The following is a 23,126-nucleotide window of genomic DNA, read 5'->3' as shown; positions in this document are numbered from 1 at the left end:
AGCCACAGCCAAAGCCACAGCCAAAGCCAAAGCCAAAGCCACAGCCAAAGCCACAGCCAAAGCCACAGCCACAGCCAAAGCCAAAGCCAAAGCTAAAGCTAAAGCTAAAGCTAAGAGCCAAAGCCAAAGCCAAAAATAGAAAACCCGGCTTTCGCCGGGTTTTCCTCAAACATCAACTACCGGCGAAAAACTTACTCGCCCAGCGCGTGACGCTCTTCGGCTTCCAGAATCTTCTGCTGATCGAACGACGCCATGATGTCCTTCATGATCGGCCAGGTGCCTTCGCGACCCAATGCCGACACCAGGTACCACGGGCCAGTCCAACCCAGCTCCTTGATGATCTGCTCAGCCGCTTCCTTGGCCTCGTCCTCGAACATCAGGTCAGCCTTGTTCAGCACCAACCAGCGCGGCTTCTTCAGCAGCTCCGGATCATGCTTGCCGAGCTCGCGCTCGATCGCACGCACCTGCTCAACCGGCGAAATACCTTCAACACCACCTTCCATCGGCGAGATGTCGACGAGGTGCAACAACAGACGAGTGCGCTGCAGATGTCGCAGGAACTGCGCACCCAGGCCGGCACCGTCGGCCGCACCTTCGATCAGACCCGGAATATCGGCGATCACAAAGCTACGGTAATTCTCAACCTTCACCACACCCAGGTTCGGGTACAAGGTGGTGAACGGGTAGTCAGCGACCTTCGGCGTTGCCGCCGAAACCGCACGAATCAAGGTGCTCTTGCCGGCATTGGGGAAGCCCAGCAGGCCAACGTCGGCCAGCAGCTTCAGCTCCAGCTTGAGCAGGCGCTCTTCACCCTCTTCACCCGGCAGCGCCTGACGCGGCGCGCGGTTGGTGGAGCTCTTGAAGTGCATGTTGCCAAGGCCGCCCTTGCCGCCCTTGGCCACCAGCAGGCGGTCGCCGTGCGTGGTCATGTCGCCAATGACTTCGTCGGTGTCGACGTTCATCACCACGGTGCCGACCGGCACGGTGATGACCAGGTCTTCGCCGCCCTTGCCATAGGCCTGGCGGCCCATGCCGTTCTCGCCGCGCTGCGCCTTGAAGATGCGGTCATGGCGGAAGTCGACCAGGGTGTTCAGGTTTGCGTCGGCGCGGATCCAGACGCTGCCGCCATTGCCGCCATCGCCACCATCCGGACCACCGAGCGGAATGAACTTCTCGCGGCGAAAGCCGATACAGCCATTGCCGCCTTTGCCAGCGATGACTTCGATCTCCGCTTCGTCTACAAGTTTCATGAATTTAACGCCGGGATTAGGAAATGGGGATTGGGGAATAGCAAAAGCAGGTACTGCCCATTATCGGCCCTGCACCCCGGAATGTCGGGGTTCCAACGAAAAACCCCGCCGAAGCGGGGCTCTCGTCAGCAGCCCACACCGGAGTATGGGCGGCTTGCGCGTACGGAATTAAGCTTCCGTGACAACGCTGACGGTACGGCGCTTGTTGGCACCCTTCACCGTGAACTCAACCTTGCCATCGACCAGCGCGAACAGCGTGTGGTCACGGCCCAGGCCGACGCCTGCACCCGGGTGGAACTGGGTGCCGCGCTGACGCACGATGATGTTGCCAGCTTCGATGGCCTGGCCACCGAAGATCTTGACGCCGAGGTATTTCGGGTTGGAATCGCGACCGTTGCGCGAGGAACCTACGCCCTTCTTATGTGCCATGACGGATGCTCCTTAGCAATTAGCCGGCGATGCCGGTGATTTCGATTTCGGTGTAGTACTGACGGTGACCCTGACGCTTCATGTGGTGCTTGCGGCGACGGAACTTGATGATCCGGATCTTGTCGGCGCGGCCATGGGCCACAACCTTCGCGGTCACCGAAGCGCCCTTCAGCGCGTCACCCAGCTTGATGCCGTCGGCATCGCCGAGCATCAGGATGTTGTCAAACTTGATCTCGTTGCCAGCTTCGACTTCGAGTTTTTCCACGCGCAGGGTTTCACCCTGAACGACGCGGTACTGCTTACCGCCAGTTACCAGAACTGCATACATGACCAGACTTCCTCTGTAGTTATTGTGGTCGCCTTGCCCGCCGTCGAGGGCGGACAGAAGCGGGATTTTACCGGTCATACCGGGCCCGGGTCAACCCGCCCCCTGCTCTGACCCGCCGGGGCTGAACCCCGGTTCAGGCCCAACCTCTGATCCGGCCCACTGGCGGGAAACAGCACTGGCAAAACTGGCAATTGCCCCCAAATGACAAGGTCGCTAGGCTGATTGACTGCCGTCAGCGACGCCCCCACACATCCTGCTCCCGGCCCAGCCGGCAGCGGTCAAAATCGGATTTCCCATGGCGATGGATTTCATCCGCATCCGCGGTGCGCGGACGCACAACCTCAAGAACATCGACCTCGACCTGCCTCGCGACAAACTGATCGTGATCACGGGCCTGTCCGGCTCAGGCAAGTCCTCGTTGGCGTTCGACACCATCTATGCCGAAGGCCAGCGCCGCTACGTCGAGTCGCTGTCGGCATATGCGCGGCAGTTCCTGAGCGTGATGGAAAAGCCCGATCTGGACCACATCGAAGGCCTGTCGCCGGCGATCTCCATCGAGCAGAAGTCGACCTCGCACAATCCGCGCTCCACCGTCGGCACCATCACCGAGATCTACGATTACCTGCGCCTGCTTTACGCCCGCGTCGGTAGCCCGCGCTGCCCGGACCACGGCTACCCACTGGAAGCGCAGACCGTCAGCCAGATGGTTGACCAGGTGCTTACCCTGGATCCGGAGCAGCGCTACATGTTGCTGGCGCCGGTCATCCGCGATCGCAAGGGCGAACACGCGCAGGTCTTCGACCAGCTGCGTGCACAGGGCTTCGTGCGCGTGCGCGTTGATGGCGAACTGTACGAAATCGATGAAGTGCCGGCGCTGACCCTGCGCCAGAAGCACACCATCGAGGCCGTGGTTGATCGTTTCCGCCCGCGCGAAGACATCAAACAGCGCCTGGCCGAAAGCTTTGAAACCGCGCTCAAGCTGGGCGATGGCATGGCCACGGTGATGACCTTGGATGCCGCCGACAGCACGCCGCAGCTGTTCTCTTCGAAGTACAGCTGCCCGGTCTGCGATTACGCGCTGCCGGAGCTGGAACCGCGCCTGTTCTCGTTCAACTCGCCAGTCGGCGCCTGCCCGGGCTGTGATGGCTTGGGCGTGGCCGAGTTCTTCGACCCGAACCGTGTGGTGGTGCATCCGGAGCTGTCGCTGGCCGCCGGTGCTGTGCGCGGCTGGGACCGCCGCAACGCGTATTACTTCCAGCTGATCGCCTCGCTGGCCAAGCACTACAAGTTCGACGTCGATGCCACCTGGCAGTCGCTGCCGGACAACGTGAAGCAGGCCGTGCTGTACGGCAGCGGTGAAGATCAGATCACTTTCACCTACTTCACCGAAGCCGGCGGCCGCAACCAGCGCAAGCACCGCTTCGAAGGCATCATTCCCAACCTCGAGCGCCGCTACCGCGAGACCGAATCGCCGGCGGTGCGCGAAGAACTGGCCAAGTACATCAGCTCGCGGCCGTGCCCGGAGTGCAAGGGCGCACGCTTGAACAAGGCGGCGCGCAATGTGTTTGTTGCTGATCGTCCCTTGCCGGAAATCGCGGTGCTGCCGATCGACGAAGCCAAGCGCTTCTTCAGCGAACTGAGCCTGCCCGGCTGGCGCGGCGAGATCGCCACCAAGATCGTCAAGGAGATCGGCGAACGGCTCGGCTTCCTGGTCGACGTTGGCTTGGATTACCTCACCCTGGAGCGCAAGGCCGACACCTTGTCCGGCGGCGAAGCGCAGCGTATCCGTCTGGCTTCGCAGATCGGTGCCGGTCTGGTCGGCGTGATGTACGTGCTCGACGAGCCGTCCATCGGCCTGCACCAGCGCGACAACGAGCGCCTGCTCGGCACCCTCACCCGTCTGCGTGACCTGGGCAATACGGTGATCGTGGTCGAGCACGACGAAGACGCGATCCGCTTGGCCGATTACGTGGTCGATATCGGCCCCGGCGCTGGCGTGCATGGCGGCGAAATCGTCGGCCAAGGCCAGCTGCAGGACCTGCTCGATGCGCCGCGCTCGCTGACCGGCCAGTACCTGTCAGGCAAGCGTCGCATCGAGATCCCGGCACGCCGACACAAGCCCAATCCGAAGATGACGCTGCGCCTGCGCGGCGCCAGCGGCAACAACCTCAAGAACGTGGATCTGGATGTTCCATCCGGCCTGTTGACCTGCGTCACCGGCGTGTCCGGCTCGGGCAAATCGACGCTGATCAACGACACCTTGTTCTCGTTGGCTGCCAACGAAATCAACGGTTCCTCCCACCCGATTGCCAAGTACAAGAGCGTCGAAGGCCTGGACCTGTTCGACAAAGTGGTGGACATCGACCAGTCACCGATTGGCCGCACGCCGCGCTCCAATCCGGCGACCTACACCGGCCTGTTCACACCGCTGCGCGAACTGTACGCACAGGTGCCGGAAGCGCGTGCGCGCGGTTATTCGCCAGGCCGTTTCAGCTTCAACGTGCGTGGCGGCCGCTGCGAAGCCTGCCAGGGCGATGGCTTGATCAAGGTCGAAATGCACTTCCTGCCGGACGTGTATGTGCCTTGCGACGTCTGCCATGGCAAGCGCTACAACCGCGAGACGCTGGAGATCCTCTACAAGGGCTTCAACATCAACGACGTGCTGCAGATGACGGTCGAAGATGCCCTGCGCCTGTTCGAGCCGGTGCCGTCGATTGCACGCAAGCTGGAAACGCTGATGGACGTCGGCTTGAGTTACATCAAGCTGGGCCAGAGCGCGACCACGCTGTCCGGCGGTGAAGCACAGCGCGTGAAGCTGTCCAAGGAACTGTCACGCCGTGATACCGGCCGCACCCTGTACATCCTCGACGAACCGACCACCGGCCTGCACTTCCACGACATCGAAGCGCTGCTAGGCGTGCTGCACAAGCTGCGCGACGAGGGCAATACGGTGGTGGTGATCGAGCACAACCTTGACGTGATCAAGACTGCTGACTGGATCGTCGATCTTGGTCCGGAAGGCGGCCATCGTGGCGGCACCGTACTGGTCACCGGTACGCCGGAAGACGTGGCAGCGCATCCGGATTCCTACACTGGTCAGTTCCTGGCCAAGATGCTGCCGAACACCAGCGCGCGCCCGGAGCAACCTGCAGCTGTAGCCAACAAGCCCGATGCGCGCCCGCCGCGCAAGGAAAAGCCGGCCAAGAAAACGGCGGCCAAAAAGGCTGCTGCCCCCGCAAAGAAGAAGGCTGCGAAATGAGTAACGAGCACAAGCAACTGGCCCGCGTGCCGATCAGCGTGCGCTGGCGCGACATGGACTCGATGGGCCACGTCAACAACGCCAAATACGTCTCCTACCTGGAAGAAGCGCGCGTGCGCTGGATGCTGGGCGTGGAAGGCGTGTCGATGACTGACCGCATCGCACCGGTGGTGGCCAACACCAACATCAACTATCGCTTGCCGATCGTGTGGCCGAACGACATCGTGGTCGAGCTGTTCGTCGAACGCCTGGGCAATAGCAGCGTGACCATTGGTCACCGCATCGTTGACCAGAACGACGACAACAAGCTGTATTCGGACGGCAATGTGGTGGTGGTGTGGATGGATACGCAGACGGGCAAGAGTGCACCGTTGCCTGAGGCTGTTCGGGGTGCTTCGAGCTGAGCGACAGCGAAGCGGGCAGATCGTAAAAATGCCTGAAACCTCCCTTCTCCCGCATGCGGGAGAAGGTGCCCGAAGGGCGGATGAGGGGAGCTTTTAGAGCTTTTAGAGCTTTTAGAGCTTTTAGAGCTTAAAGCGCCCTCACCCCAACCCCTCTCCCGCAAGCGGGAGAGGGGCTTCAGCTGCAGTTGCGGGCTTGGCGGCGAACTGCCTGCCTTCGCGCAGCCTTACTTCAAAGCCACCTTCGGAAAATCCACCGGCACATCCAACGCCACGTTGATGTAGTTGGTGAACAGGTTCAACGCCACATGCGCGAGAATCTCGACGATCTGCTCGTCACCGAAGCCCACGCTACGCAGCTCCGCCACATCGGCGTCATCCAGCTGCGCACGCTGCTCCACTACTTTCAGCGCGAAGCGCAATGCCGCTGCAGTGCGCGCGTCTTCGGCCTTGCCCAACTGTGCCGATGACATTTCAGTCGCACTAGCGCCCGCCTTTTGCCCCAGTACAGTATGCGCAGCCAAGCAGTACTCACAGCGGTTGCGATTGGCGATGGCAACGGCAAGCTGCTCGCCGAGTTTGCTGCCAAGGCTGCCATTGCCCAGGGCGCCAAACGCGCCCCACATGCTCTGCAGCGCTGCAGGTGAATTGGCGACGGCCTTGAACATGTTCGGCGTCGCACCGAAGGCCTTGTGGATCTGCGCCAACAGCGGCTGGCTGGCGGCGGGTGCGGTCTGGGTCTGCAGATTGATGCGTGACATGGTGATCTCCTGATCGATTGGGATGGCTACCGGGCCGTCAGCCCGTGAAAGAAGTATCCCGCCCGAATCAGAACTATTTGATACGATTAGTTCATCAAACAAACCAATTGATACGGATGAGCACCCTCCCACCGGTGGACCGCCTGGCCGGCGTCCTGGAAAATTTCCGCTTCCAAGCGCAGCTGTTTCACTCTGGCCCGCTATGCGGGCTGACCAGCTTTGATGCGGGTGAAGGCCATGCCTATCTGCACGTACTGCGGCGCGGCCAGCTTGAGGTCAGCCATCCCGGCAGCCGCGACATACCAGCCTCGATGCACTTCGAGGAGCCGACGCTGCTGTTCTACCCGCGCCCGCTCAGCCACCGCTTCCACAACCCGCCACGTGAGGGCGCCGACTTCACCTGCGCACGTCTGGATTTCGATGGTGGTATCGCGCATCCACTCGTACGTGGCCTGCCCTCGCTGATCGCTCTGCCGCTGGCACGCATCCCAGGCCTGGCAATGACGCTGGAACTCCTGTTCAACGAGACCGACAACGTCCGCTGTGGCCAACGCCTGCTGACCGATCGTCTGTTCGAAGTCGTGGTGATCCAGTTGCTGCGCTGGCTGCTGGATCATCCGCAGGAAGCCGGGATACCCGCCGGTTTCATCACCGGCCTGTCGGATCAACGCTTGTCGCGTGCCTTGGCGGCCATGCATGATCGCCCCGGCGATAGCTGGACACTCAACAGCCTCGCCGAACAGGCCGGCATGTCGCGCACCGCGTTTGCCAACAGTTTTCGCGACATCGTCGGACAGACGCCGCTGGACTACCTGACCGATTGGCGCATCGCGCTGGCCCAGCGCCGGTTGCGACAAGGGCGATCAATCAAGACGTTGGCCGACGAGTTGGGCTACGCAAATGCCTCGGCGCTGTCGCGGGTATTCATCGCAAGAACCGGCATGTCTCCGCGCGACTGGCTGAAGCAGGCCGACGGCTGATCAACGCGCAGGCGCCTCGCGCCGTACCTGCAGCATGCCGTCGACCTTGGTTCCATCTTCCAGGCTCAGCCGTAACGGCAATTGCGAGCCTTCGGCCAGCGGCACTTCCGGCTGCATCAGCATCAAATGCAGGCCACCCGGCTTCAGCTCGACCGATGCTCCCGCGGCAATCGGCAAGCGCTCGATCTCGCGCATGCGGCTGACGCCTTCCGTGACCGTGGTTTCATGCAGCGACACATCGCCAAAGGCCTTGCTGCCCGCACCGACGACAACCACCTCGCTGGCGCAGCCGTTGCGGATGCGCGCAAAGCCCGCCGCCATTCGCATCGCCGCCGGCGTCAACCGCACCCAGCCCTGTTCCACGGTCACACAGGCCGGTGCTGCAGCCACGGCCTCGAAAGCACACAAGGCCAACAGTACGCACACGAATGGTTTGGTTATCATCAGGCCACGACTCCTTGCCGTACGAGAACCCGCAGCATGACCACGCTCATCGAAGTGATCAACCATGGCCCCATCCGTGAACTGCGCCTGGCGCGGCCGCCGGTCAACGCGCTGGACACCGAACTGTGCCGCGCACTGATTGCCGCTGTCACCGTGGCCATGACCGACGACGTGCATGGCATCGTGCTGTCCGGCAGCGAGCGCATCTTCACCGGCGGCATGGACGTGCCGCACCTGCTCTCGCATGGCGATGACAAGCGCAAATTGATGGACAGCTGGCAGGCCTTCTTCGGTGCCGCCCGCGTGCTGGCCGAGAGCCGCGTACCGGTGGTGGCTGCGCTGACCGGCCATTCGCCGGCTGGCGGCTGCGTACTGGCGCTGTGCTGCGATTACCGGGTGATGGCGCGCAGCGCCGACCCGGCCAAACCCTATGTGATCGGCCTGAACGAGGTACAGGTGGGCCTGGTCGCGCCGGAAGGCATCCAGCGCCTGATGCGCCGTGTGGTTGGCCACCACCGTGCCGGCGTATTGCTGACCGGCGGCCAGCTGGTCAGCGCCGAGCGCGCCCTGGAGATCGGTCTGGTCGATGAACTGGCTGACGGCGCGCCACAGGTGGTCGAACGCGCCATCGGCTGGCTGCAGGCCCAACTCAAGCTACCGGCGCAGCCGATGCTGCAGACCCGCGCCATCGCCCGCGCCGACCTGCACGAGGCCATGCAAGCCGAGCACATCCAGCTGGAGCGCTTCGTCGAGGCCTGGTTCTCGCCGGATGCGCAGGGCGCTTTGCAGGCCTTGGCTGCTCGCCTGGGCAAGAACTGAGCATCGCTCGGTCCGGGCTGGGGATCGGTACTGGCAGCAGCGCCTGCCTGCGTTCCCCCTCCCCTGCTCGCCTATAATCGCGGCCTGTCGAAATGAAGGCCGCCGCCTTGTCCAATACGCCCGAACCCGTGGTATCCGAGCTGATTGACCTGCTGTCGCTGGAGCGGCTGGAGGACAACCTGTTCCGTGGCCAGAGCCGCGATATCGGCACCAAGTACGTGTTCGGCGGGCAGGTGCTGGGTCAGGCGCTGGCGGCCGCACAGGCAACCGTCGAGAACGGCCGCCACGTGCATTCGCTGCACGCCTACTTCCTGCGCGCCGGCAATATCGACCACCCCATCGTCTATGACGTGGACCGCACCCGTGACGGCGGCAGCTTCTCGGTGCGCCGGGTCACCGCCATCCAGCACGGCAAGGTGATCTTCTTCTGCGCAGCCTCGTTCCAGCAGGCCGAAAGCGGTGCCGAGCACCAGCACAAGATGCCGGAAGTGCCGCAGCCCGAAGACATCGAACCCAACCGTCCGGTGCCAGCCGATGTGTTGGAGCGGCTGCCGGTAAAGGTGCAGCGCTGGCTTTCGCGCGGTGGTCCGTTCGAGTTCCGCCATGTCTATCCGCGTGACGAACTGAACCCACCCAAGCGCCCGCCCTACCACCAGGTGTGGCTGCGTTTGAACGAGAAGATCGGCGATGCGCCGGAGCTGCATCAGGCGCTGTTGGCCTATGCCTCGGACTTCCATCTGCTCGGCACGGCGACCTTCCCGCACGGCATCAGCTATTACCAGCCGCATGTGCAGATGGCTTCGCTGGACCATGCGATCTGGTTCCATCGCCCGTTCCGCGTCGATGACTGGTTGCTGTACTCACTGGACAGCCCCAGCGCGCAGGACTCGCGCGGTCTGGCGCGTGGCCAGTTCTATACCCGCGATGGCGTACTGGTCGCCAGCACCGCACAGGAAGGCCTGATTCGCGTGACCCCCGACGACAACGAAGCGAGCAAGGGCTGAACCATGCGCAAGATTTTCAGCAGCCAGCGCGTCGAGAACGCCGAAGGTGTGGCGCAGATCCTGCGTGATGCTGGCATCGAGGTGCGCGTCACCAACGGCCGCTCCTACCACAGCAAGCGCCGCGGCCAGTTCAGCTATACCGACAAGGTCAACAACGAGAACCAGCCCGCGGTCTGGGTGGTGCATGCCAATGACCAGCCGCGTGCGCGCGAGATACTGCGCGACAAGCGCCTGCTCGACACCACCCGCCGCGACCATCCCACCGCCGAGTACGCGTTCCGCGAGACCCCGGCCGAAGCCGGCAACGGCCGTGGCTGGGCGTGGCGCATCCGCATCGCCCTGCTGGTGGTGATCGCCGGCGTGGCGCTGGTGATCATGATGCGTCACCGCACTGCACCGGCTCCGGCTGCCACTACGCCTGCCGCCAGCGCGGCACAGCCGGCCCAGCAGCCGCCGAGCGAAGACGAATTCCGCGTACGCATCCAGTCCCAGCCCGACAGCGCACCTCCGGCACCGGCACCGGCACCGGCTCCGGCACCGGCACCGGCACCGGCTCCGGCTCCGGCTCCGGCTCCGGCTCCGGAAAAATAATCGGTCACATCGGGCTTCGGTGCCCGTCCTGTTTGGCAGTACCGTCACAAAGGCCTGTCCGATGAGCACCGAAGCGCTGGAGATCATGCTGCAGAACGAACTGCCTGCCGCCCGCAAGGGTTGCACGCAGTCCTATGGACGCATCGTGCTTGGCTGCCAGAACACGGTGACCGCCATTGCCCTGGCCATCACCCGCGACGTACAGGCCAGCGAGGACATTGCCCAGGAAGCCTTCATCAAGGCCTGGCAGCAGCTGACGCAGCTCAACAACGCTTCCAGTTTCCTGCCGTGGTTGCGGCAGATCACCCGTAACCTTGCCCGCGACTGGCTGCGTGCCAACCGCAACCGGCCACTCAGCGGCGAAGGTGCGGAAATCGCCATCAGCATGGCTGCCGATCCCTCGCCCAATGGCGTCGATGCGCTGGCGCGGGTGGAGGAAGAACTGGTCGCCGAGGAAATCATCTCGGCGCTGCCCGAGGACAGCCGCGAAGCCCTGTTGCTGTACTACCGCGAAGGGCAAAGCTCGCAGCAGGTCGCCATGCTGCTGGGGCTGAGCGATGCCGCCGTGCGCAAGCGCCTGTCGCGTGCCCGCGCCAGCGTGCGTGAGGAGATGCTCAAGCGCTTTGGTGAGTTCGCACGCAGCACGGCACCTGGTGCGGCTTTCGCCGCCGTGGTCAGTTCGGCGCTGATGCTGGCCGCTCCTGGCGTAGCCAGCGCTGCGATCATCGCCAGCAGTGCAGGCGTTGCCGGCACGGGCGCGGGCAAACTCGGTCTGGGCGGACTGGGCGCCAGCACCGCAAGCAGCGGCGCCGCAGCGGGCACCCTCGGGGCCGCGGCAAACGTTCTGTTTCCCAGCATGTTCGAGCTGTGGCTGGTGCTGGGCTCCATCGCGCTTGGCGTGCTGGGCGCCTACCTCTCCAATCTATACCTGCTGCGCTATGCCGAGACACCCGAGGAAATCCAACGTGTTCGGCGCTTCATGCGTCTGCATACCATCAGCGCGTTCGTGTTCTGCGTCTGCGCCCTGGCTGGCGTGGTACTGCGGATGGGCCTGGTTGGCGGGCTGCTGATCCTGGCGGCAGGCATGGCCGCCTTGAACTACCAGTATCTGGTCACCCTGCCGCGGGCGATGGCACCGATGCTCGCCCGCGATGCTGCACGCCATGGCCGCAAGGGGCCGTCCTGGGTCTACCGCAGCATGTTCGGGCGCAGCGCCGTGATCGCCACATCGGTGCTGGCGGTGGCGGTGACGTTGTACGCACTGCTGCAGCAGTGATCACTCACAACAAAACACCCCCGCTGCTGCCAGCGGGGGTGTTGTCGATCGGCGCCTTTGTGCAACTTACTTCGCGGCCGGAGCCTGCGGCGGCATCGGGCCGCGCGGGCCACGATGCTCGCGGTGACCGTCCTTGCGCGCGGCCTCCAGTTCGGCCGGGCTCAACTTGCCATCCTTGTTGGTATCGGCCTTGGCAAACCACTCGGCACGGCGCTGCTCGGCACGGGCCTGACGATCAGCCTGGTCGATATAGCCATCCTTGTTGACGTCCAAACGGGTGAAGTTGGCCTGGTACTCGGCGGCGCTGATGCGGCCGTCGTTGTCGGTATCCATGCCGCGCATGAAGCCGCCATCGCGCTGACCGCGATGTCCGCCGTGACGATCACCGCCGTGGCGCCCGTCATGGCGCATCTGCGCCATTTCTTCGCGCGACAGCTTGCCGTCCTTGTTCTTGTCCAGCTCGTCGAAACGCTGCGCAAGATGCGGACGCGCCGCCGCTTCCTGGCGATCAACCACGCCATCATTGTTGGCATCCAGGCGCTGCTGCGCCGGGCTGGTGTTGGTCGGCGCAGCCGCGAACACCAAGCCGGTCGCCGAGGTGGCCAGCAACATCGCCAGCAGGAGGAGAGGTTTGCGGTGAGTCTTGGTCATGGTGTTGCTCCGTGGTGAGGCTGCGGACGCGGCATTGCGTCCTCGCTACGGTCAACGCGCCAGCTGCCGGCTCGGTTGACCTGTGCGCCGGCCATATTCATCACGCAGACAGGCGCAGGATTTGCGACGCGCCGCCGCTATGCTGTACGCATGGCTGCCCACGGCGAAAACAACGAAGAACTGCGCCTGTTCCAGACCGGCGAGCATCCCTGCGGCTATTGGCCGGAACGGCAGGCACGCGACCTTGTGCTGGATCCCCAGGACGAGCGTCTCGGGGCGCTTTACCCGATGGCGCTGACCTGGGGCTTCCGTCGTTCCGGTGACCTGGTCTACCGCCCGCACTGCGAAGGCTGCCGCGCCTGCGTGCCGGTGCGCATACCGGTGGAACGTTTCAATCCTGACCGCAGCCAGCGCCGCTGTCTGGCGCACAACGCCGACCTGCAATGCCGGATTCTGCCGGCCGAGCGTACCGATGAGCAGTTCGCGCTGTATCAGCGCTACCTCTCCCACCGCCATGCCAAGGGCGGCATGGACGAACACGGCCCGCATGAGTTCGACCAGTTCCTGATCGGCAGCTGGTCACACGGCCGCTTCATGGAGATCCGCACGCCGGGCGTGGCCGGCAAACGCGGGCAACTGCTGGCCGTCGCCGTCACCGACGTCACTGACCTCGGCCTGTCGGCGGTCTATACGTTCTTTGATCCGGACCAGGAAAAACGCAGCCTCGGCACCTTCGGCATCCTGCAGCAGATCGCCTGGGCGCAGCGTAACGGCTTGCCGCATTTGTATCTGGGTTATTGGATCAATGGCCACCGCAAGATGGACTACAAACGCCGCTTCCATCCGCTGGAGTATTTCGACGGCAAGCGCTGGGTGCAGGGCGAACAGGACCTTGGCAATGGGCGACCTTGATTGAGAAACAGCTCAATTGCGACCCGCTTTGATGCACATTTAACCGGGATTTATGCAGAATAGGAATGTCATCGCGCACTGTGGTGACGCAAGGAAGTATCCATTCAACAGGAGTAATGCGTGAAGACCCAACTTTTGATTCTGGCTGCAATTGGCACCCTGGCCCTCGCCGGCTGCAAGAAGGCCGAAACCCCGGCCACCGACGCACCGGCAGCCACCCCGGCCGCTGCAACTGCAGCTGCTGCAGCTGAAGTCACCCCGGCTCCCGCCACCGACACCGTCAAGGCCGGCACCGGCGTTCCGGAATGCGACCAGTACCTTGAAAAGGTCTACGCATGCATCAGCGACAAGGTTCCCGAAGCCCAGCGCGACATGATGAAGCAGGGCATCGAGCAGTCGCGTAGCGCCTGGGCTGGCGTCACCGACAAAACCGAGCTGGCCAACCAGTGCAAGACCGCGCTGGAACAGGCCAAGACCAGCTTCGGCGCGATGGGCTGCACGTTCTAAGCAACGTAACAGCGCTATCCATGGACGCCCCGCTTGCGGGGCGTTCGTGTTTTCGCAGCTTCATGTTTTCGCCTTATCGTCATGGCGACGTGAGAAAATCGGCGGATGCGCATCTCAACCCTACTCGCCCCGATGACCCTGCTGTTGGCAGCCTGCTCCACCTCACCCAGCGGCAGCGCCAGCCCGCCTGCCCAGCTGCGGCTGGCAACCTACAACACCTCCCTGTACTCCGAGGAGGAAGGCGGCCTGATCCGTGAACTGCAGGGCGACAGCGCGCACGCGCGCAAGATCGCTGCTGTACTGCAGCAGACGCGGCCGGATCTGGTTCTGCTCAACGAATTCGATTTCGACGACGCCCACCGCGCCGCCGACCTGTTCCAGCAACGCTATCTTGAAGTTGCCCAGCCCGGCGGCGGCGAAGCATTGAAATACCCTTATCGCTACCTGGCACCGGTCAACACCGGCGTGCCAAGCGGCCTGGACCTGGACAACAACGGCACCGTCGGCGGCAAGGGTCGCGAGCGCGGCAACGACGCTTGGGGCTACGGCCTGCACCCGGGCCAGTACGGCATGCTGGTACTGTCCAAGTACCCGATCGATGAAGCTGCCGTACGCACCTTCCAGCTGTTGAAGTGGAGCACCATGCCCGGCGCATTGCATCCGCTCGATCCCACTACCGGCAAATCGTTCTGGCCGGATGCGGTGTGGTCACAGCTGCGGCTGTCGTCCAAGTCACATTGGGACGTACCGGTGCGCACACCACTGGGCACCGTGCATGTACTGGCATCGCACCCCACCCCGCCCGTGTTTGATGGCAAGGAAAAGCGCAACGCTGCCCGCAACCACGACGAACTGCGACTGTGGAAGGAATACCTGGATGGCGGCGACAAGCCCTGGCTGTGCGATGACAAGGGCACATGCGGCGGCCTTGCTGCCGATGCGCGCTTTGTCATCGTCGGCGATCTGAACAACGATCCGGCAGATGGCGACGGCCGCCACGACGCCATCCTCGAACTGCTGGAACACCCACGCGTGCTGCGCTACCCGACCCCGACCAGCGTCGGTGCAGAACAGACCAGCCAGGCCTATGCGGAGAAAGGCATCGTCCGCCGCGGCGCCCCGCAGCATGCCACCGGCGATTTCGGCCCACGCTCGGGCACCATGCGTCTGGACTATGTACTGCCCTCCACCGGCCTGAGCTACATCGGCAGTGGCGTGTTCTGGCCCGCCAATGACAGCCCGGAGGCGAAGATCGCCGACGGCAGCGACCACCATCTTGTCTGGGTTGATGTGAAGTAAAAAAACGCCGGCTAAGCCGGCGTTTTTTTTAGCTACTGTATTTTGGGGCCGGGGGGACCGCGCCTAAGCTCGGACATCATCAGATGACGATGCATTCCGCTGCTGCAGCATTGCCAGCTTCGCGGCTTACGCCGCTCCCACAAGCTCGCGGCTAACTGCTGGTGTGGCAGCTGCATCACAGCGGTGAAGCTTTACCTCTCCCCAACCCTCCCCTTGCCTACGGCAAAGGGAGGGAGCAGAGCGCTCAGCGCAGTTCAATCCCAATTGCCGCTGCCGCATCACGTGCGATCGCACGCGCCTGATCCACATCAGCTGCACGCGCCAAGGTCACACCGACGCGACGCTGGCCCTGCACCAGCGGCTTGCCAAACATACGCAGTGCCGAGTCCGGATGGATCAATGCCTCGGCGACGTTGCTGAAGAACGGCACGCCATTGCCCTGCGCCAACATCGCGCAGGATGCCGATGCACCGTTGTGGCGGATGGTCGGAATCGGCAGACCAAGAATCGCGCGTGCGTGCAGTGCGAACTCGCTCAGTTCCTGCGAAACCAAGGTCACCAGACCGGTGTCATGCGGACGCGGCGAAACTTCGCTGAACCACACCGCATCACCCTTCACAAACAACTCGACACCGAACAGGCCCCAGCCGCCGAGGTCATCGGTGATGGCACGGGCGATCTGTTGCGCACCCTCCAGCGCCGTGGCCGACATCGCCTGCGGCTGCCAGCTTTCGCGGTAGTCACCGTCCTTCTGCAGGTGACCGACCGGATCGCAGAACGCGGTGCCGCCGGCGTGGCGCACGGTCAGCAAGGTGATCTCGTAATCGAAGTCGATGAAGCCCTCGACGATGCAGCGGCCAGCACCAGCGCGGCCGCCGGTCTGCGCGTATTCCCAGGCCGGACCGATGTCGGCGTCGCTGCGCAGCGTGCTCTGGCCCTTGCCCGAGGACGACATCACCGGCTTGACCACGCAGGGCAGGCCGATCGTAGCGACGGCTTCGCGGTACTCGGCTTCGGTATCGACAAAGCGATACGGCGAAGTCGGCAGCCCCAACGTTTCGGCGGCCAGACGGCGGATGCCTTCCCGGTCCATGGTCAGGCGCGCGGCGCGCGCGGTCGGGATCACCCGCAGGCCCTGCTCGGCTTCCAGCTGTACCAGGGTTTCGGTGTGGATGGCTTCGATCTCCGGCACCACCAGATGCGGCTGCTCCTGCGCGATCAGCGCCTTCAGCGCGGCCGGGTCCAGCATGTCCAGCACATGGCTGCGGTGCGCAACCTGCATGGCCGGGGCATTGGCGTAACGGTCGGCGGCAATCACTTCCACCCCAAAACGCTGCAGCTCGATGGCCACTTCCTTGCCCAGTTCACCCGAACCAAGCAGCAGGACGCGGGTGGCGGATGGGGACAGCGGGGTACCGAGAGTGATCATCAGGCGGGTCCGGGAAGGCGCTAAAGAGGATGCATATTCTAGGCAAGCCGGGCCGCGGAGGGGCGAGCGCGCTTACCCGGGCCTTGGTCGGGCTACGTCCCAATGACAGAACCACTTGCATGTTGATATCAATTTGATATCTTCAACATCAACTACCACGGAAGATGTGCCATGAAAGAGAAGTCCATCGGTTCCATGACCGGCATTCCCACCCTGCTTGGCACCCTCCTGATGATGCTTGCGGGCACCATCGCGATCATCGCAGCGATCGTCGTCACCAAGAACGGCACCGGTGGCGGTGGGCCGATGGTGATCGGCGGCATCGCCTTGGTGGTCGTCGGGCTCTTCCTCAGCTGCGGCCTGTACATGGTCCAGCCCAACCAGGTCGCCGTGATCAGCCTGTTCGGCAAGTACGTCGGTACGGTCAAGGAGAATGGCCTGCGCTGGAACAACCCGTTCTTCAGCAAGCGCACCGTCAGCCAGCGCGTGCGCAACTTCGAAAGCGGCAAGCTCAAGGTCAATGAACTGGACGGTTCGCCGATCGAGATTGCTGCGGTCATCGTCTGGCAGGTCGTCGATGCTTCCGAAGCGGTCTACAACGTCGACGACTACGAGAGCTTCGTGCACATCCAGTCCGAATCGGCGCTGCGTGCGATGGCCACCAGCTACCCCTATGACCAGCACACCGAAGGCCAGCTGGCCCTGCGCAGCCACGCCGCCGAGATCTCCCAGCACCTGAAGGACGAACTGGCCGAACGCCTGGCCGATGCCGGCGTGCAAGTACTTGATGCCCGCATCAGCCACCTCGCCTACGCACCGGAAATCGCCCAGGCCATGCTGCAGCGTCAGCAGGCCAGCGCGGTGATCGCCGCACGCACGCAGATCGTCGCCGGCGCCGTCGGCATGGTCGAGATGGCGCTGCTGGAACTGCAGAAGAACGCCGTCGTCACCCTCGACGAAGAGCGCAAGGCGCACATGGTCAGCAACCTGTTGACCGTGCTGTGCTCGGACCGTGGCACCCAGCCGATCGTCAATGCCGGTTCGCTGTACTGAACAACGTAGTGAGGTAATCGTAGTGAATGTTTTCGCCCCGCTGATCATCGCCGCCACCGGCATCCCTGCTCTCTGCTTCGCGGTATGGAGCGGACGCCCCGGCACCGCACACGCACGCGGGCTGGGCCTGCGCTGGGCCTTGATCGCGCTGTGCATGTTCGTGGCTGCCACCGGCGTCTACCTGGCCGGTGACAACCGCAACATCGCCTACGGTGTGATCGTCGCGCTGGTGGTGGCGGTCAATGCGCTGGGCATCTCGCTGGTACTGCATCTACGTCGCGGCAATAACGGAGCACCCCGCCGGTGAGCGAGAAGAAGGCCTATCCGCTGCGCATCAACGCTGATGTTCTGGCCGCGACCCAGCGCTGGGCCGACGACGAGCTGCGCAGCCTCAACGCGCAGATCGAGTATGTGATCCGCGACGCCCTGCGCAAGGCCGGGCGCCTCCCCAAGCCCAAAGATGAACCCAAGGAAGAACAATGAGCACGCAGTGGAAATACCTCGTCGTCGAATTGAAAACCAGCCTGATGGGCAGCTTCAAGGCTGAAGCATTGCAGGAAGAACTGGACAAGCAAGGCCGGCTTGGCTGGGAACTGGTCAACGTGGTCCATGCCACGCCGACAGTTTCCACACCCACGCTGATCTTCAAAAAGGGCGCGTAATGAAGGCCTTGAGTGGATTGATCACGGCAGCGATTCTTTCTCTCGCCGGCAGCGCACATGCTGCCGACCCGGCCAGCTTGGCCAACCAGCTACTGGACCGGCTTGATGCTGGCCAGTACGCCGCTGCCGAAGCGGATTTTTCGGCACAGATGAAAGCGGCGGTACCAGCAGACAAGCTCAAGGCGGTCTGGGAGTCGCTGCCCGCACAGATGGGCGCAGCCGGGCCACGTGGTGAAGCCGCAACCAGCGAAGCCGACGGCTTCCGCATCGTCGTCATTCCACTGCGCTACGCCAATGGTGCCGTGCAGGCACGCATCGCACTGGACAAGGACGACAAGGTTGCCGGCTTCCTGCTGCAGCCAGCAGCCGCCGCACCGGCACCACCGCCTGCAGCGGATGCCAGTGTCATCGAACAGGACTTCAACGTGCCAGCCACTGGCAGCGCCAGTGCGCCACTGCCGGGCACGCTGACCCTGCCCAAGGGCAAGGGCCCCTTCCCTGCCATCGCATTGGTGCACGGCTCCGGTCCGCAGGACCGCGATGAAACCATCGGCCCCAATCGCCCGTTCCTGGACATAGCGCGCGGCCTGGCAGCGCAGGGCGTTGCCGTGCTGCGCTACGAGAAGCGCAGCCACGCGCGTCCGCAGGATTTCAAAGGCAGTTTCAGCATCGATGACGAGACCACCGACGATGCGGTCGCCGCGGTAACCGCGCTGGCGACCAACGCCAACATCGATCCTCGACACATCTATCTTCTTGGCCACAGCCAGGGTGGATTGCTGGCCGGGCGCGTCGCCAAGGCGGCCAATGGCAAGCTGGCCGGACTGGTGTTGTTTGCTGCACCTGCGCGCCCCATTCTCGACCTGCTGGCCGAACAGAACCGCTACATGCTCGGCCTGGACGGCACGATCAGCGCCGAGGACCAAGCCCAGCTCACCGCACTGGATGCGGCCATCGCAGCCGTACGCAGTAATCCGGATGCACGATTGATGGAAGTCCCCGGGCGGTTCTGGCAACAGCTGGAAGCTGTCGACCCCATCACCGACGCACGCGACAGCAAGCTACCAGTGCTGGTGCTGCAGGGCGGCCGTGACTTCCAGGTGGTCGATACCGATTGGCAGTTGTGGAACAAAGGGTTGCAAGGCGAACGCTACCGCTTCCGGCACTACCCAGCGCTCAACCACCTCGGCATCGCCGGGGAAGGCAAGGGCTCACTGGAAGAATATGCGCGGCCGGGCCACGTTGATCCAGCACTGATCAACGACATCGCGCTATGGATCAAGGCGCAGCGATGAGCGGCCGCAATACCACGCCAACCGAGACAGAAACGTTCAACGTCGCCAAACCAACCAGTTCACTCCTGCTCTGGTTATGGGCGCCCATGCTGCTGGTGCTGAGCATCGATCCGCTGATCAGGTTGTTCGCCGGCAAGCCGCCGTTCCAGGCGACATTCGCCTCCTGGGGCGGATGGTTTGTACTGCCCTTGGTTGGCCTTGCGTTGACCCTGGCTTATCGCCGCCGCGAGCTGCGCGTGGAGCCGCAGCAACTGACCATTGCAGCCACCCTGTACACGCGGCGGGTGCCACTGAGTTCAATGTGGCTGGATCGCGCGCGCGCGGTCAATTTCGCCGAAAACCCCGACTTCAAGCCAGGCATGAAATCCAATGGCTTCCAGTTCCCCGGCTTCCGCGCCGGCCACTTCCATATGAAGGGTGGCGGCAAGGCGTTCTGCCTGATCACCGACAACAGCCGCGTACTGGTAATTCCGCTGCGTGACGGCAACAGCGTGCTGGTCAGCCCCGAGCAGCCGCGCGCCCTGCTGGATGAACTCAGGCGACTGGCCGACGGCGGCGCACGGGCCTAAGCTGCGGGTATGCGCAACGCTCCCCATATCCTGCTCAACACGCCCGACATCGAGATCTGGCCCGGCGGCCTGCTGCGCGCGCGCAGCAGTGACGACGCCCGCGTGCTGGCCCGGGCAACACATGTACTGCGCCGCAAGCGCGATGGCCTTTATCTCGCCGCGCAGCTGTCTGGTGGACTGATGCCACTGGTGACCCGGCTGGCGGATGAACCCGGCATCGACTTTGCGTTGACCGCGCTGGAAGCCCTGCGCACGCAGCCACCCCGTATTCCGCCGCCGAGCGGCAGGCTGCCGTTACATCAGCTGCATCTGCATCTGCAGCAACTGGATCTGGATGCCGATGCCTATGCCGCACAGACCGGTTTGCCGCTGGTCGCCGAACCGGCGCATCTGCGCCTGGCCGGTTTTGATCGCTACCGTCGCCCGCTCTGGCTTACCGGCGGTGCAGCGCGCGGCTGGCAGCGCATGCAGCAGGCAGCTGTCATTGATGGCGTCGCACTGGATGCGATTTCCGGCTATCGCAGCCACGACTATCAACTCGGTATTTTTGAACGCAAGCTGGCGCGCGGCCTGAGCGTGGACGAGATCCTCACCGTCAACGCCGCCCCCGGCTATAGCGAGCACCACGGCGGTGACGCTCTGGACATCAGCACACCGGGCGAGCCACCGGCCGAAGAATCCTTCGAGCAGACTGCCGGGTTTGCCTGGCTGCAGCAGCGCGCAGCAGGTTTCGGTTTTCACATGAGTTACCCGCGTGACAACCCACACGGCATCGTCTACGAGCCATGGCACTGGTGTTATCGCCGCAATGAAAACGCCGCCTGAGGCTGAGCGTCGGCGGCTGGTGCAGGCAGCGCTTGGCGCAGGCCTGCTCGCCCAACTGCCTGCATGCAAACCCCAGTCCAGTCAGACACTGGCCAGCGATGTCGCACAGCTGGACAGCACTGCCATTGCCGGCATGGTGCGTGCTGCCAGCAGCGCTGGCGTAGCTGCCGCCCTGCAGCGTTGGCCAGGCACGGTCTGCATCGCTGGTGGCCGCTACAGCATGGGCGGACAGACACGTGCAGAACATGCGCTGCAATTGGATATGCAACGCATGGATCGCTTGCTGTGGCTGGACCCGGAAACACCCAGCGTGCGCGTGCAGGCCGGCATGCGCTGGCGGCAACTGCAGGAACAGCTGGATCCGCTCGATCTGGCCGTCAAGGTGATGCAGAGCTACAGCAACTTCAGCATAGGCGGCTCGGTCTCGGTCAACTGCCATGGCCGTTATGTCGGCAGCGGTGCACTGGCGGGCAGCGTGCGTGCCTTGCAGCTGATCACCGCCGACGGTCAGTTGCTGGAGTTGTCGCGCCAGCAGCAACCGGCTTTGTTCGCCGCGGTAATTGGCGGTTACGGCGGGCTTGGTGTCATCACCGAGGTCGAGCTGGACCTCGCGCACAACGAAAGAATGGCGCGCAGCGTCGAACAGGTAGCCCTCACCGACTACCCGGCCTGGTTCAAAGCGCATGTACTGGGCCGTCCCGAGGTAGTGCTGCACAATGCCGATCTGCTGCCACCGGGCTTCGATGCTCCGCTGGCGATCAGCTGGAGCCGCAGCAGCGCAGCGCTGACCGATACAAGGCGGCTGATGCCCACCCGTGCAAGCCACGCCAAGGACCAGAACCTGATCTGGGCGGCATCTGAACTGCCTGGTGGCGACCAACTACGTGATGTTTACCAGACACGCGGCCTGCTTGCCGAACCGCGCGTGGTGATGCGCAACCTGGAAGCCAGCCTGGATGCAGCCTCGCTGGAACCGCGCACCCGCCGCATGTCTTCCTACCTGCTGCAGGAGTACTTCATCCCGGTTGCAGGCTTCGTATCATTCGCGCGCACGATGGCGGGCATCCTGCGCAGGCACGACGTCAATGCGTTGAATATCTCCGTTCGCCACGCAGCTGCGGACAATACCTCGTTGATGCGCTGGGCGAGCGAGGAAGTGTTCTGCTTCGTGCTGTATCACAAGCAGCGCAGCTGGAATGCGGCGGAGCAGTACAGCAACAACTGGACCCGCCGCCTGATCGACGCCGCACTGGAGCATGGCGGTCGCTATTACCTGCCTTATCGCCTGCACGCCACCCAAGCACAGTTCCAGCGCGCCTACCCGCAGGCGGCGCAGTTTGCCGCCATCAAGCAGCAGCTGGATCCAGACAACCGTTTTCGCAACCTGTTGTGGGACCGGTACCTATCGCCATGAGTGGGCCCAGAGCCAAAGTTGCCCATGTGCAGGCGAGCGTTCTGCTCTTGAAGGACATCGGCTTCGTGGCTTACGCCGCTCCTACGGCCAGAAGCGCAAGGTGTTTGTAGGAGCGGCGTAAGCCGCGAAGCTGACAGCCACCGAACCCCCGGGTAAAACCGCAATCAAAGGAAACATCCGGCTCAACGCCAAGGCAGATTCAGCCAGGCAGGCAGCAGTTCGGTGCTGACACTCTACGAGCCTCGCGGCTCACGCCGCTCCTACAAAAAGAGCGGCCTCCATAACGTTGCCACTCAGTCCTGCGAGCGATTGGTTTTTTGTTTGGGCTCGGTGCTGAAATCGGCAATGCGCCATAGATACAGGCTCGCCCAGGTGCGGTAGGGACCCCAGCGCTCGCCGCGCTCGGCCAAAGCTTTGGGCGTCAGCATTGTCTCGCTACCATCCACACGCTGGGCGCCTTTGCGGATACCCAGGTCATCGGCCGGCAGAATGTCGGGCCGGCCGAGGCGGAACATCAACATCATCTCCACGGTCCAGCGGCCGATGCCGCGCACCGCCACCAAGGCGTCGACGATGGCCTGATGATCCATCACCGACATCTGCCGCAGGCTCGGCAGTTCACCGGCGCTCTCGCGCCGGGCCAAGTCACGCAGCGCCAAGGCTTTGTTGCCTGATACACCACAGGCGCGCAGCCCGGGGTCGTCAATCAGATCAAAACTTGCGGCATGCAGACGCTTGCTGCCAATTGCTGTTTCCACCCGCCCGACTATCGTCGAAGCGGCCTTGCCACTGAGCTGCTGGAACAGGATCGCCCGCGCCAACGCATCTACCGGGTCGAACGAACGCGCCCAACCTTGCGGCGCCGGCAACGGCCCAACCCGGCGCATCCAAGTAGCCAGGCGCTTGTCCACCCGCTGCAGGTGCGCCTGCGCATCGTCGATATCGAAGCCGCGCCGGTAGCGGGGCAT

At 63.6% G+C, this 23,126-nt stretch carries 26 protein-coding genes; 18 read left to right on the top strand and 8 right to left on the bottom strand.

Annotated features, from left to right (window positions below; all coding sequences use genetic code 11):
* Window positions 1-191: 191 nt before the first annotated feature.
* The 3 genes from obgE to rplU form a co-directional block, all read right to left on the bottom strand.
* Entirely contained in the window at window positions 192-1,250 is a 1,059-nt protein-coding gene (gene obgE / locus ACVOLR_RS11510; RefSeq protein WP_481531588.1) for a GTPase ObgE, read from the bottom strand.
* Window positions 1,251-1,418: 168 nt separating this feature from the next.
* A complete protein-coding gene (gene rpmA, locus ACVOLR_RS11505) occupies window positions 1,419-1,679 on the bottom strand; it encodes a 50S ribosomal protein L27 (protein ID WP_282269141.1) in 261 nt (86 codons plus the stop codon).
* A 19-nt stretch (window positions 1,680-1,698) separates the two neighbouring features.
* A complete protein-coding gene (gene rplU, locus ACVOLR_RS11500) occupies window positions 1,699-2,007 on the bottom strand; it encodes a 50S ribosomal protein L21 (protein ID WP_481511122.1) in 309 nt (102 codons plus the stop codon).
* A gap of 295 nt (window positions 2,008-2,302) precedes the next feature.
* Between rplU and uvrA the strand changes: the two genes are divergently transcribed.
* Together uvrA and ACVOLR_RS11490 are read left to right on the top strand one after the other, a co-directional pair.
* Window positions 2,303-5,266 carry an excinuclease ABC subunit UvrA gene (uvrA, locus tag ACVOLR_RS11495; protein ID WP_481536531.1) on the top strand — a complete coding sequence of 988 codons (2,964 nt, stop codon included), beginning with the start codon at window positions 2,303-2,305 and terminating at the stop codon, window positions 5,264-5,266.
* Window positions 5,263-5,670, top strand: coding sequence for an acyl-CoA thioesterase (locus tag ACVOLR_RS11490; RefSeq protein WP_481536530.1), 408 nt, complete (start codon window positions 5,263-5,265; stop codon window positions 5,668-5,670). The genes uvrA and ACVOLR_RS11490 overlap by 4 nt, the downstream gene beginning before the upstream one ends.
* 224 nt (window positions 5,671-5,894) lie before the next feature.
* On the opposite strand, the gene ACVOLR_RS11485 is transcribed toward ACVOLR_RS11490, so the two are convergent.
* Window positions 5,895-6,428 carry a carboxymuconolactone decarboxylase family protein gene (locus ACVOLR_RS11485; protein ID WP_481536529.1) on the bottom strand — a complete coding sequence of 178 codons (534 nt, stop codon included), beginning with the start codon at window positions 6,426-6,428 and terminating at the stop codon, window positions 5,895-5,897.
* A gap of 116 nt (window positions 6,429-6,544) precedes the next feature.
* Between ACVOLR_RS11485 and ACVOLR_RS11480 the strand changes: the two genes are divergently transcribed.
* Window positions 6,545-7,408 (top strand): AraC family transcriptional regulator, encoded by an 864-nt coding sequence (locus ACVOLR_RS11480; RefSeq protein ID WP_481536528.1) that lies wholly within the window; start codon window positions 6,545-6,547, stop codon window positions 7,406-7,408.
* On the opposite strand, the gene ACVOLR_RS11475 is transcribed toward ACVOLR_RS11480, so the two are convergent.
* On the bottom strand, window positions 7,409-7,852 hold the full coding sequence (locus ACVOLR_RS11475) for a copper chaperone PCu(A)C (protein ID WP_481536527.1): 444 nt from the start codon (window positions 7,850-7,852) through the stop codon (window positions 7,409-7,411).
* 36 nt (window positions 7,853-7,888) lie between these two features.
* Between ACVOLR_RS11475 and ACVOLR_RS11470 the strand changes: the two genes are divergently transcribed.
* The 4 genes from ACVOLR_RS11470 (at window position 7,889) to ACVOLR_RS11455 (ending at window position 11,542) form a co-directional block, all read left to right on the top strand.
* Window positions 7,889-8,671 (top strand): enoyl-CoA hydratase/isomerase family protein, encoded by a 783-nt coding sequence (locus tag ACVOLR_RS11470; protein ID WP_481511116.1) that lies wholly within the window; start codon window positions 7,889-7,891, stop codon window positions 8,669-8,671.
* 92 nt (window positions 8,672-8,763) lie between these two features.
* On the top strand, window positions 8,764-9,675 hold the full coding sequence (tesB, locus tag ACVOLR_RS11465; RefSeq protein WP_481536526.1) for an acyl-CoA thioesterase II: 912 nt from the start codon (window positions 8,764-8,766) through the stop codon (window positions 9,673-9,675).
* A 3-nt stretch (window positions 9,676-9,678) separates the two neighbouring features.
* A complete protein-coding gene (locus ACVOLR_RS11460; protein ID WP_481536525.1) occupies window positions 9,679-10,266 on the top strand; it encodes a pathogenicity-like protein in 588 nt (195 codons plus the stop codon).
* 61 nt (window positions 10,267-10,327) lie between these two features.
* Window positions 10,328-11,542: an RNA polymerase sigma factor gene (locus ACVOLR_RS11455; RefSeq protein ID WP_481536524.1), complete on the top strand. Its 1,215-nt coding sequence runs from the start codon at window positions 10,328-10,330 to the stop codon at window positions 11,540-11,542.
* Window positions 11,543-11,608: 66 nt separating this feature from the next.
* On the opposite strand, the gene ACVOLR_RS11450 is transcribed toward ACVOLR_RS11455, so the two are convergent.
* Window positions 11,609-12,193 carry an EF-hand domain-containing protein gene (locus tag ACVOLR_RS11450; protein WP_481536523.1) on the bottom strand — a complete coding sequence of 195 codons (585 nt, stop codon included), beginning with the start codon at window positions 12,191-12,193 and terminating at the stop codon, window positions 11,609-11,611.
* A 150-nt stretch (window positions 12,194-12,343) separates the two neighbouring features.
* Between ACVOLR_RS11450 and ACVOLR_RS11445 the strand changes: the two genes are divergently transcribed.
* The 3 genes from ACVOLR_RS11445 to ACVOLR_RS11435 all read left to right on the top strand — a co-directional run bounded on the left by ACVOLR_RS11445 (window position 12,344) and on the right by ACVOLR_RS11435 (window position 14,911).
* Window positions 12,344-13,105 carry an arginyltransferase gene (locus ACVOLR_RS11445; RefSeq protein ID WP_481536522.1) on the top strand — a complete coding sequence of 254 codons (762 nt, stop codon included), beginning with the start codon at window positions 12,344-12,346 and terminating at the stop codon, window positions 13,103-13,105.
* Window positions 13,106-13,225: 120 nt separating this feature from the next.
* On the top strand, window positions 13,226-13,612 hold the full coding sequence (locus ACVOLR_RS11440) for a hypothetical protein (protein ID WP_481536521.1): 387 nt from the start codon (window positions 13,226-13,228) through the stop codon (window positions 13,610-13,612).
* Between the two features lie 105 nt (window positions 13,613-13,717).
* Entirely contained in the window at window positions 13,718-14,911 is a 1,194-nt protein-coding gene (locus ACVOLR_RS11435) for an endonuclease/exonuclease/phosphatase family protein (RefSeq protein ID WP_481536520.1), read from the top strand.
* 244 nt (window positions 14,912-15,155) lie between these two features.
* Here the strand turns inward: ACVOLR_RS11435 and purT are convergent, their stop codons facing one another.
* On the bottom strand, window positions 15,156-16,340 hold the full coding sequence (gene purT / locus ACVOLR_RS11430) for a formate-dependent phosphoribosylglycinamide formyltransferase (protein ID WP_481536519.1): 1,185 nt from the start codon (window positions 16,338-16,340) through the stop codon (window positions 15,156-15,158).
* A 171-nt stretch (window positions 16,341-16,511) separates the two neighbouring features.
* Here purT and ACVOLR_RS11425 point away from each other — a divergent pair, with 171 nt between their 5' ends.
* The 8 genes from ACVOLR_RS11425 to ACVOLR_RS11390 are packed head-to-tail and all read left to right on the top strand — an operon-like array spanning window position 16,512 to window position 22,158.
* On the top strand, window positions 16,512-17,393 hold the full coding sequence (locus ACVOLR_RS11425) for an SPFH domain-containing protein (protein ID WP_481536518.1): 882 nt from the start codon (window positions 16,512-16,514) through the stop codon (window positions 17,391-17,393).
* Window positions 17,394-17,415: 22 nt separating this feature from the next.
* Window positions 17,416-17,700, top strand: a complete 285-nt coding sequence (locus ACVOLR_RS11420) for a hypothetical protein (RefSeq protein ID WP_481536517.1) — start codon at window positions 17,416-17,418, stop codon at window positions 17,698-17,700.
* Window positions 17,697-17,876, top strand: a complete 180-nt coding sequence (locus ACVOLR_RS11415; protein ID WP_481536516.1) for a type II toxin-antitoxin system antitoxin — start codon at window positions 17,697-17,699, stop codon at window positions 17,874-17,876. The genes ACVOLR_RS11420 and ACVOLR_RS11415 overlap by 4 nt, the downstream gene beginning before the upstream one ends.
* On the top strand, window positions 17,873-18,055 hold the full coding sequence (locus ACVOLR_RS11410; protein WP_481536515.1) for a DUF4177 domain-containing protein: 183 nt from the start codon (window positions 17,873-17,875) through the stop codon (window positions 18,053-18,055). Before ACVOLR_RS11415 ends, ACVOLR_RS11410 begins: the two co-directional genes overlap by 4 nt.
* An 8-nt stretch (window positions 18,056-18,063) precedes the next feature.
* Window positions 18,064-19,350 (top strand): alpha/beta hydrolase, encoded by a 1,287-nt coding sequence (locus ACVOLR_RS11405; protein WP_481536514.1) that lies wholly within the window; start codon window positions 18,064-18,066, stop codon window positions 19,348-19,350.
* Window positions 19,347-19,919: a PH domain-containing protein gene (locus ACVOLR_RS11400; protein WP_481536513.1), complete on the top strand. Its 573-nt coding sequence runs from the start codon at window positions 19,347-19,349 to the stop codon at window positions 19,917-19,919. Before ACVOLR_RS11405 ends, ACVOLR_RS11400 begins: the two co-directional genes overlap by 4 nt.
* Window positions 19,920-19,928: 9 nt before the next feature.
* On the top strand, window positions 19,929-20,744 hold the full coding sequence (locus ACVOLR_RS11395; protein WP_481536512.1) for a M15 family metallopeptidase: 816 nt from the start codon (window positions 19,929-19,931) through the stop codon (window positions 20,742-20,744).
* Window positions 20,728-22,158: an FAD-binding oxidoreductase gene (locus ACVOLR_RS11390; protein WP_481536511.1), complete on the top strand. Its 1,431-nt coding sequence runs from the start codon at window positions 20,728-20,730 to the stop codon at window positions 22,156-22,158. The genes ACVOLR_RS11395 and ACVOLR_RS11390 overlap by 17 nt, the downstream gene beginning before the upstream one ends.
* A gap of 293 nt (window positions 22,159-22,451) precedes the next feature.
* Here the strand turns inward: ACVOLR_RS11390 and ACVOLR_RS11385 are convergent, their stop codons facing one another.
* Entirely contained in the window at window positions 22,452-23,126 is a 675-nt protein-coding gene (locus ACVOLR_RS11385) for a DNA-3-methyladenine glycosylase family protein (RefSeq protein ID WP_481536510.1), read from the bottom strand.

This window comes from Stenotrophomonas sp. STEN030 (assembly GCF_056759995.1).
This window is presented reverse-complemented; position numbering and strand designations above follow the sequence as displayed.

What these genes read in the sequence shown, in the direction of transcription:
- obgE (WP_481531588.1), bottom strand. Translation starts at nt 1,250, where the DNA reads ATGAAACTTGTAGACGAAGCGGAGATCGAAGTCATCGCTGGCAAAGGC.
- rpmA (WP_282269141.1), bottom strand. Translation starts at nt 1,679, where the DNA reads ATGGCACATAAGAAGGGCGTAGGTTCCTCGCGCAACGGTCGCGATTCC.
- rplU (WP_481511122.1), bottom strand. Translation starts at nt 2,007, where the DNA reads ATGTATGCAGTTCTGGTAACTGGCGGTAAGCAGTACCGCGTCGTTCAG.
- uvrA (WP_481536531.1), top strand. Translation starts at nt 2,303, where the DNA reads ATGGCGATGGATTTCATCCGCATCCGCGGTGCGCGGACGCACAACCTC.
- ACVOLR_RS11490 (WP_481536530.1), top strand. Translation starts at nt 5,263, where the DNA reads ATGAGTAACGAGCACAAGCAACTGGCCCGCGTGCCGATCAGCGTGCGC.
- ACVOLR_RS11485 (WP_481536529.1), bottom strand. Translation starts at nt 6,428, where the DNA reads ATGTCACGCATCAATCTGCAGACCCAGACCGCACCCGCCGCCAGCCAG.
- ACVOLR_RS11480 (WP_481536528.1), top strand. Translation starts at nt 6,545, where the DNA reads ATGAGCACCCTCCCACCGGTGGACCGCCTGGCCGGCGTCCTGGAAAAT.
- ACVOLR_RS11475 (WP_481536527.1), bottom strand. Translation starts at nt 7,852, where the DNA reads ATGATAACCAAACCATTCGTGTGCGTACTGTTGGCCTTGTGTGCTTTC.
- ACVOLR_RS11470 (WP_481511116.1), top strand. Translation starts at nt 7,889, where the DNA reads ATGACCACGCTCATCGAAGTGATCAACCATGGCCCCATCCGTGAACTG.
- tesB (WP_481536526.1), top strand. Translation starts at nt 8,764, where the DNA reads ATGAAGGCCGCCGCCTTGTCCAATACGCCCGAACCCGTGGTATCCGAG.
- ACVOLR_RS11460 (WP_481536525.1), top strand. Translation starts at nt 9,679, where the DNA reads ATGCGCAAGATTTTCAGCAGCCAGCGCGTCGAGAACGCCGAAGGTGTG.
- ACVOLR_RS11455 (WP_481536524.1), top strand. Translation starts at nt 10,328, where the DNA reads ATGAGCACCGAAGCGCTGGAGATCATGCTGCAGAACGAACTGCCTGCC.
- ACVOLR_RS11450 (WP_481536523.1), bottom strand. Translation starts at nt 12,193, where the DNA reads ATGACCAAGACTCACCGCAAACCTCTCCTCCTGCTGGCGATGTTGCTG.
- ACVOLR_RS11445 (WP_481536522.1), top strand. Translation starts at nt 12,344, where the DNA reads ATGGCTGCCCACGGCGAAAACAACGAAGAACTGCGCCTGTTCCAGACC.
- ACVOLR_RS11435 (WP_481536520.1), top strand. Translation starts at nt 13,718, where the DNA reads ATGCGCATCTCAACCCTACTCGCCCCGATGACCCTGCTGTTGGCAGCC.
- purT (WP_481536519.1), bottom strand. Translation starts at nt 16,340, where the DNA reads ATGATCACTCTCGGTACCCCGCTGTCCCCATCCGCCACCCGCGTCCTG.
- ACVOLR_RS11425 (WP_481536518.1), top strand. Translation starts at nt 16,512, where the DNA reads ATGAAAGAGAAGTCCATCGGTTCCATGACCGGCATTCCCACCCTGCTT.
- ACVOLR_RS11410 (WP_481536515.1), top strand. Translation starts at nt 17,873, where the DNA reads ATGAGCACGCAGTGGAAATACCTCGTCGTCGAATTGAAAACCAGCCTG.
- ACVOLR_RS11400 (WP_481536513.1), top strand. Translation starts at nt 19,347, where the DNA reads ATGAGCGGCCGCAATACCACGCCAACCGAGACAGAAACGTTCAACGTC.
- ACVOLR_RS11395 (WP_481536512.1), top strand. Translation starts at nt 19,929, where the DNA reads ATGCGCAACGCTCCCCATATCCTGCTCAACACGCCCGACATCGAGATC.
- ACVOLR_RS11390 (WP_481536511.1), top strand. Translation starts at nt 20,728, where the DNA reads ATGAAAACGCCGCCTGAGGCTGAGCGTCGGCGGCTGGTGCAGGCAGCG.
- ACVOLR_RS11385 (WP_481536510.1), bottom strand. Translation starts at nt 23,126, where the DNA reads ATGCCCCGCTACCGGCGCGGCTTCGATATCGACGATGCGCAGGCGCAC.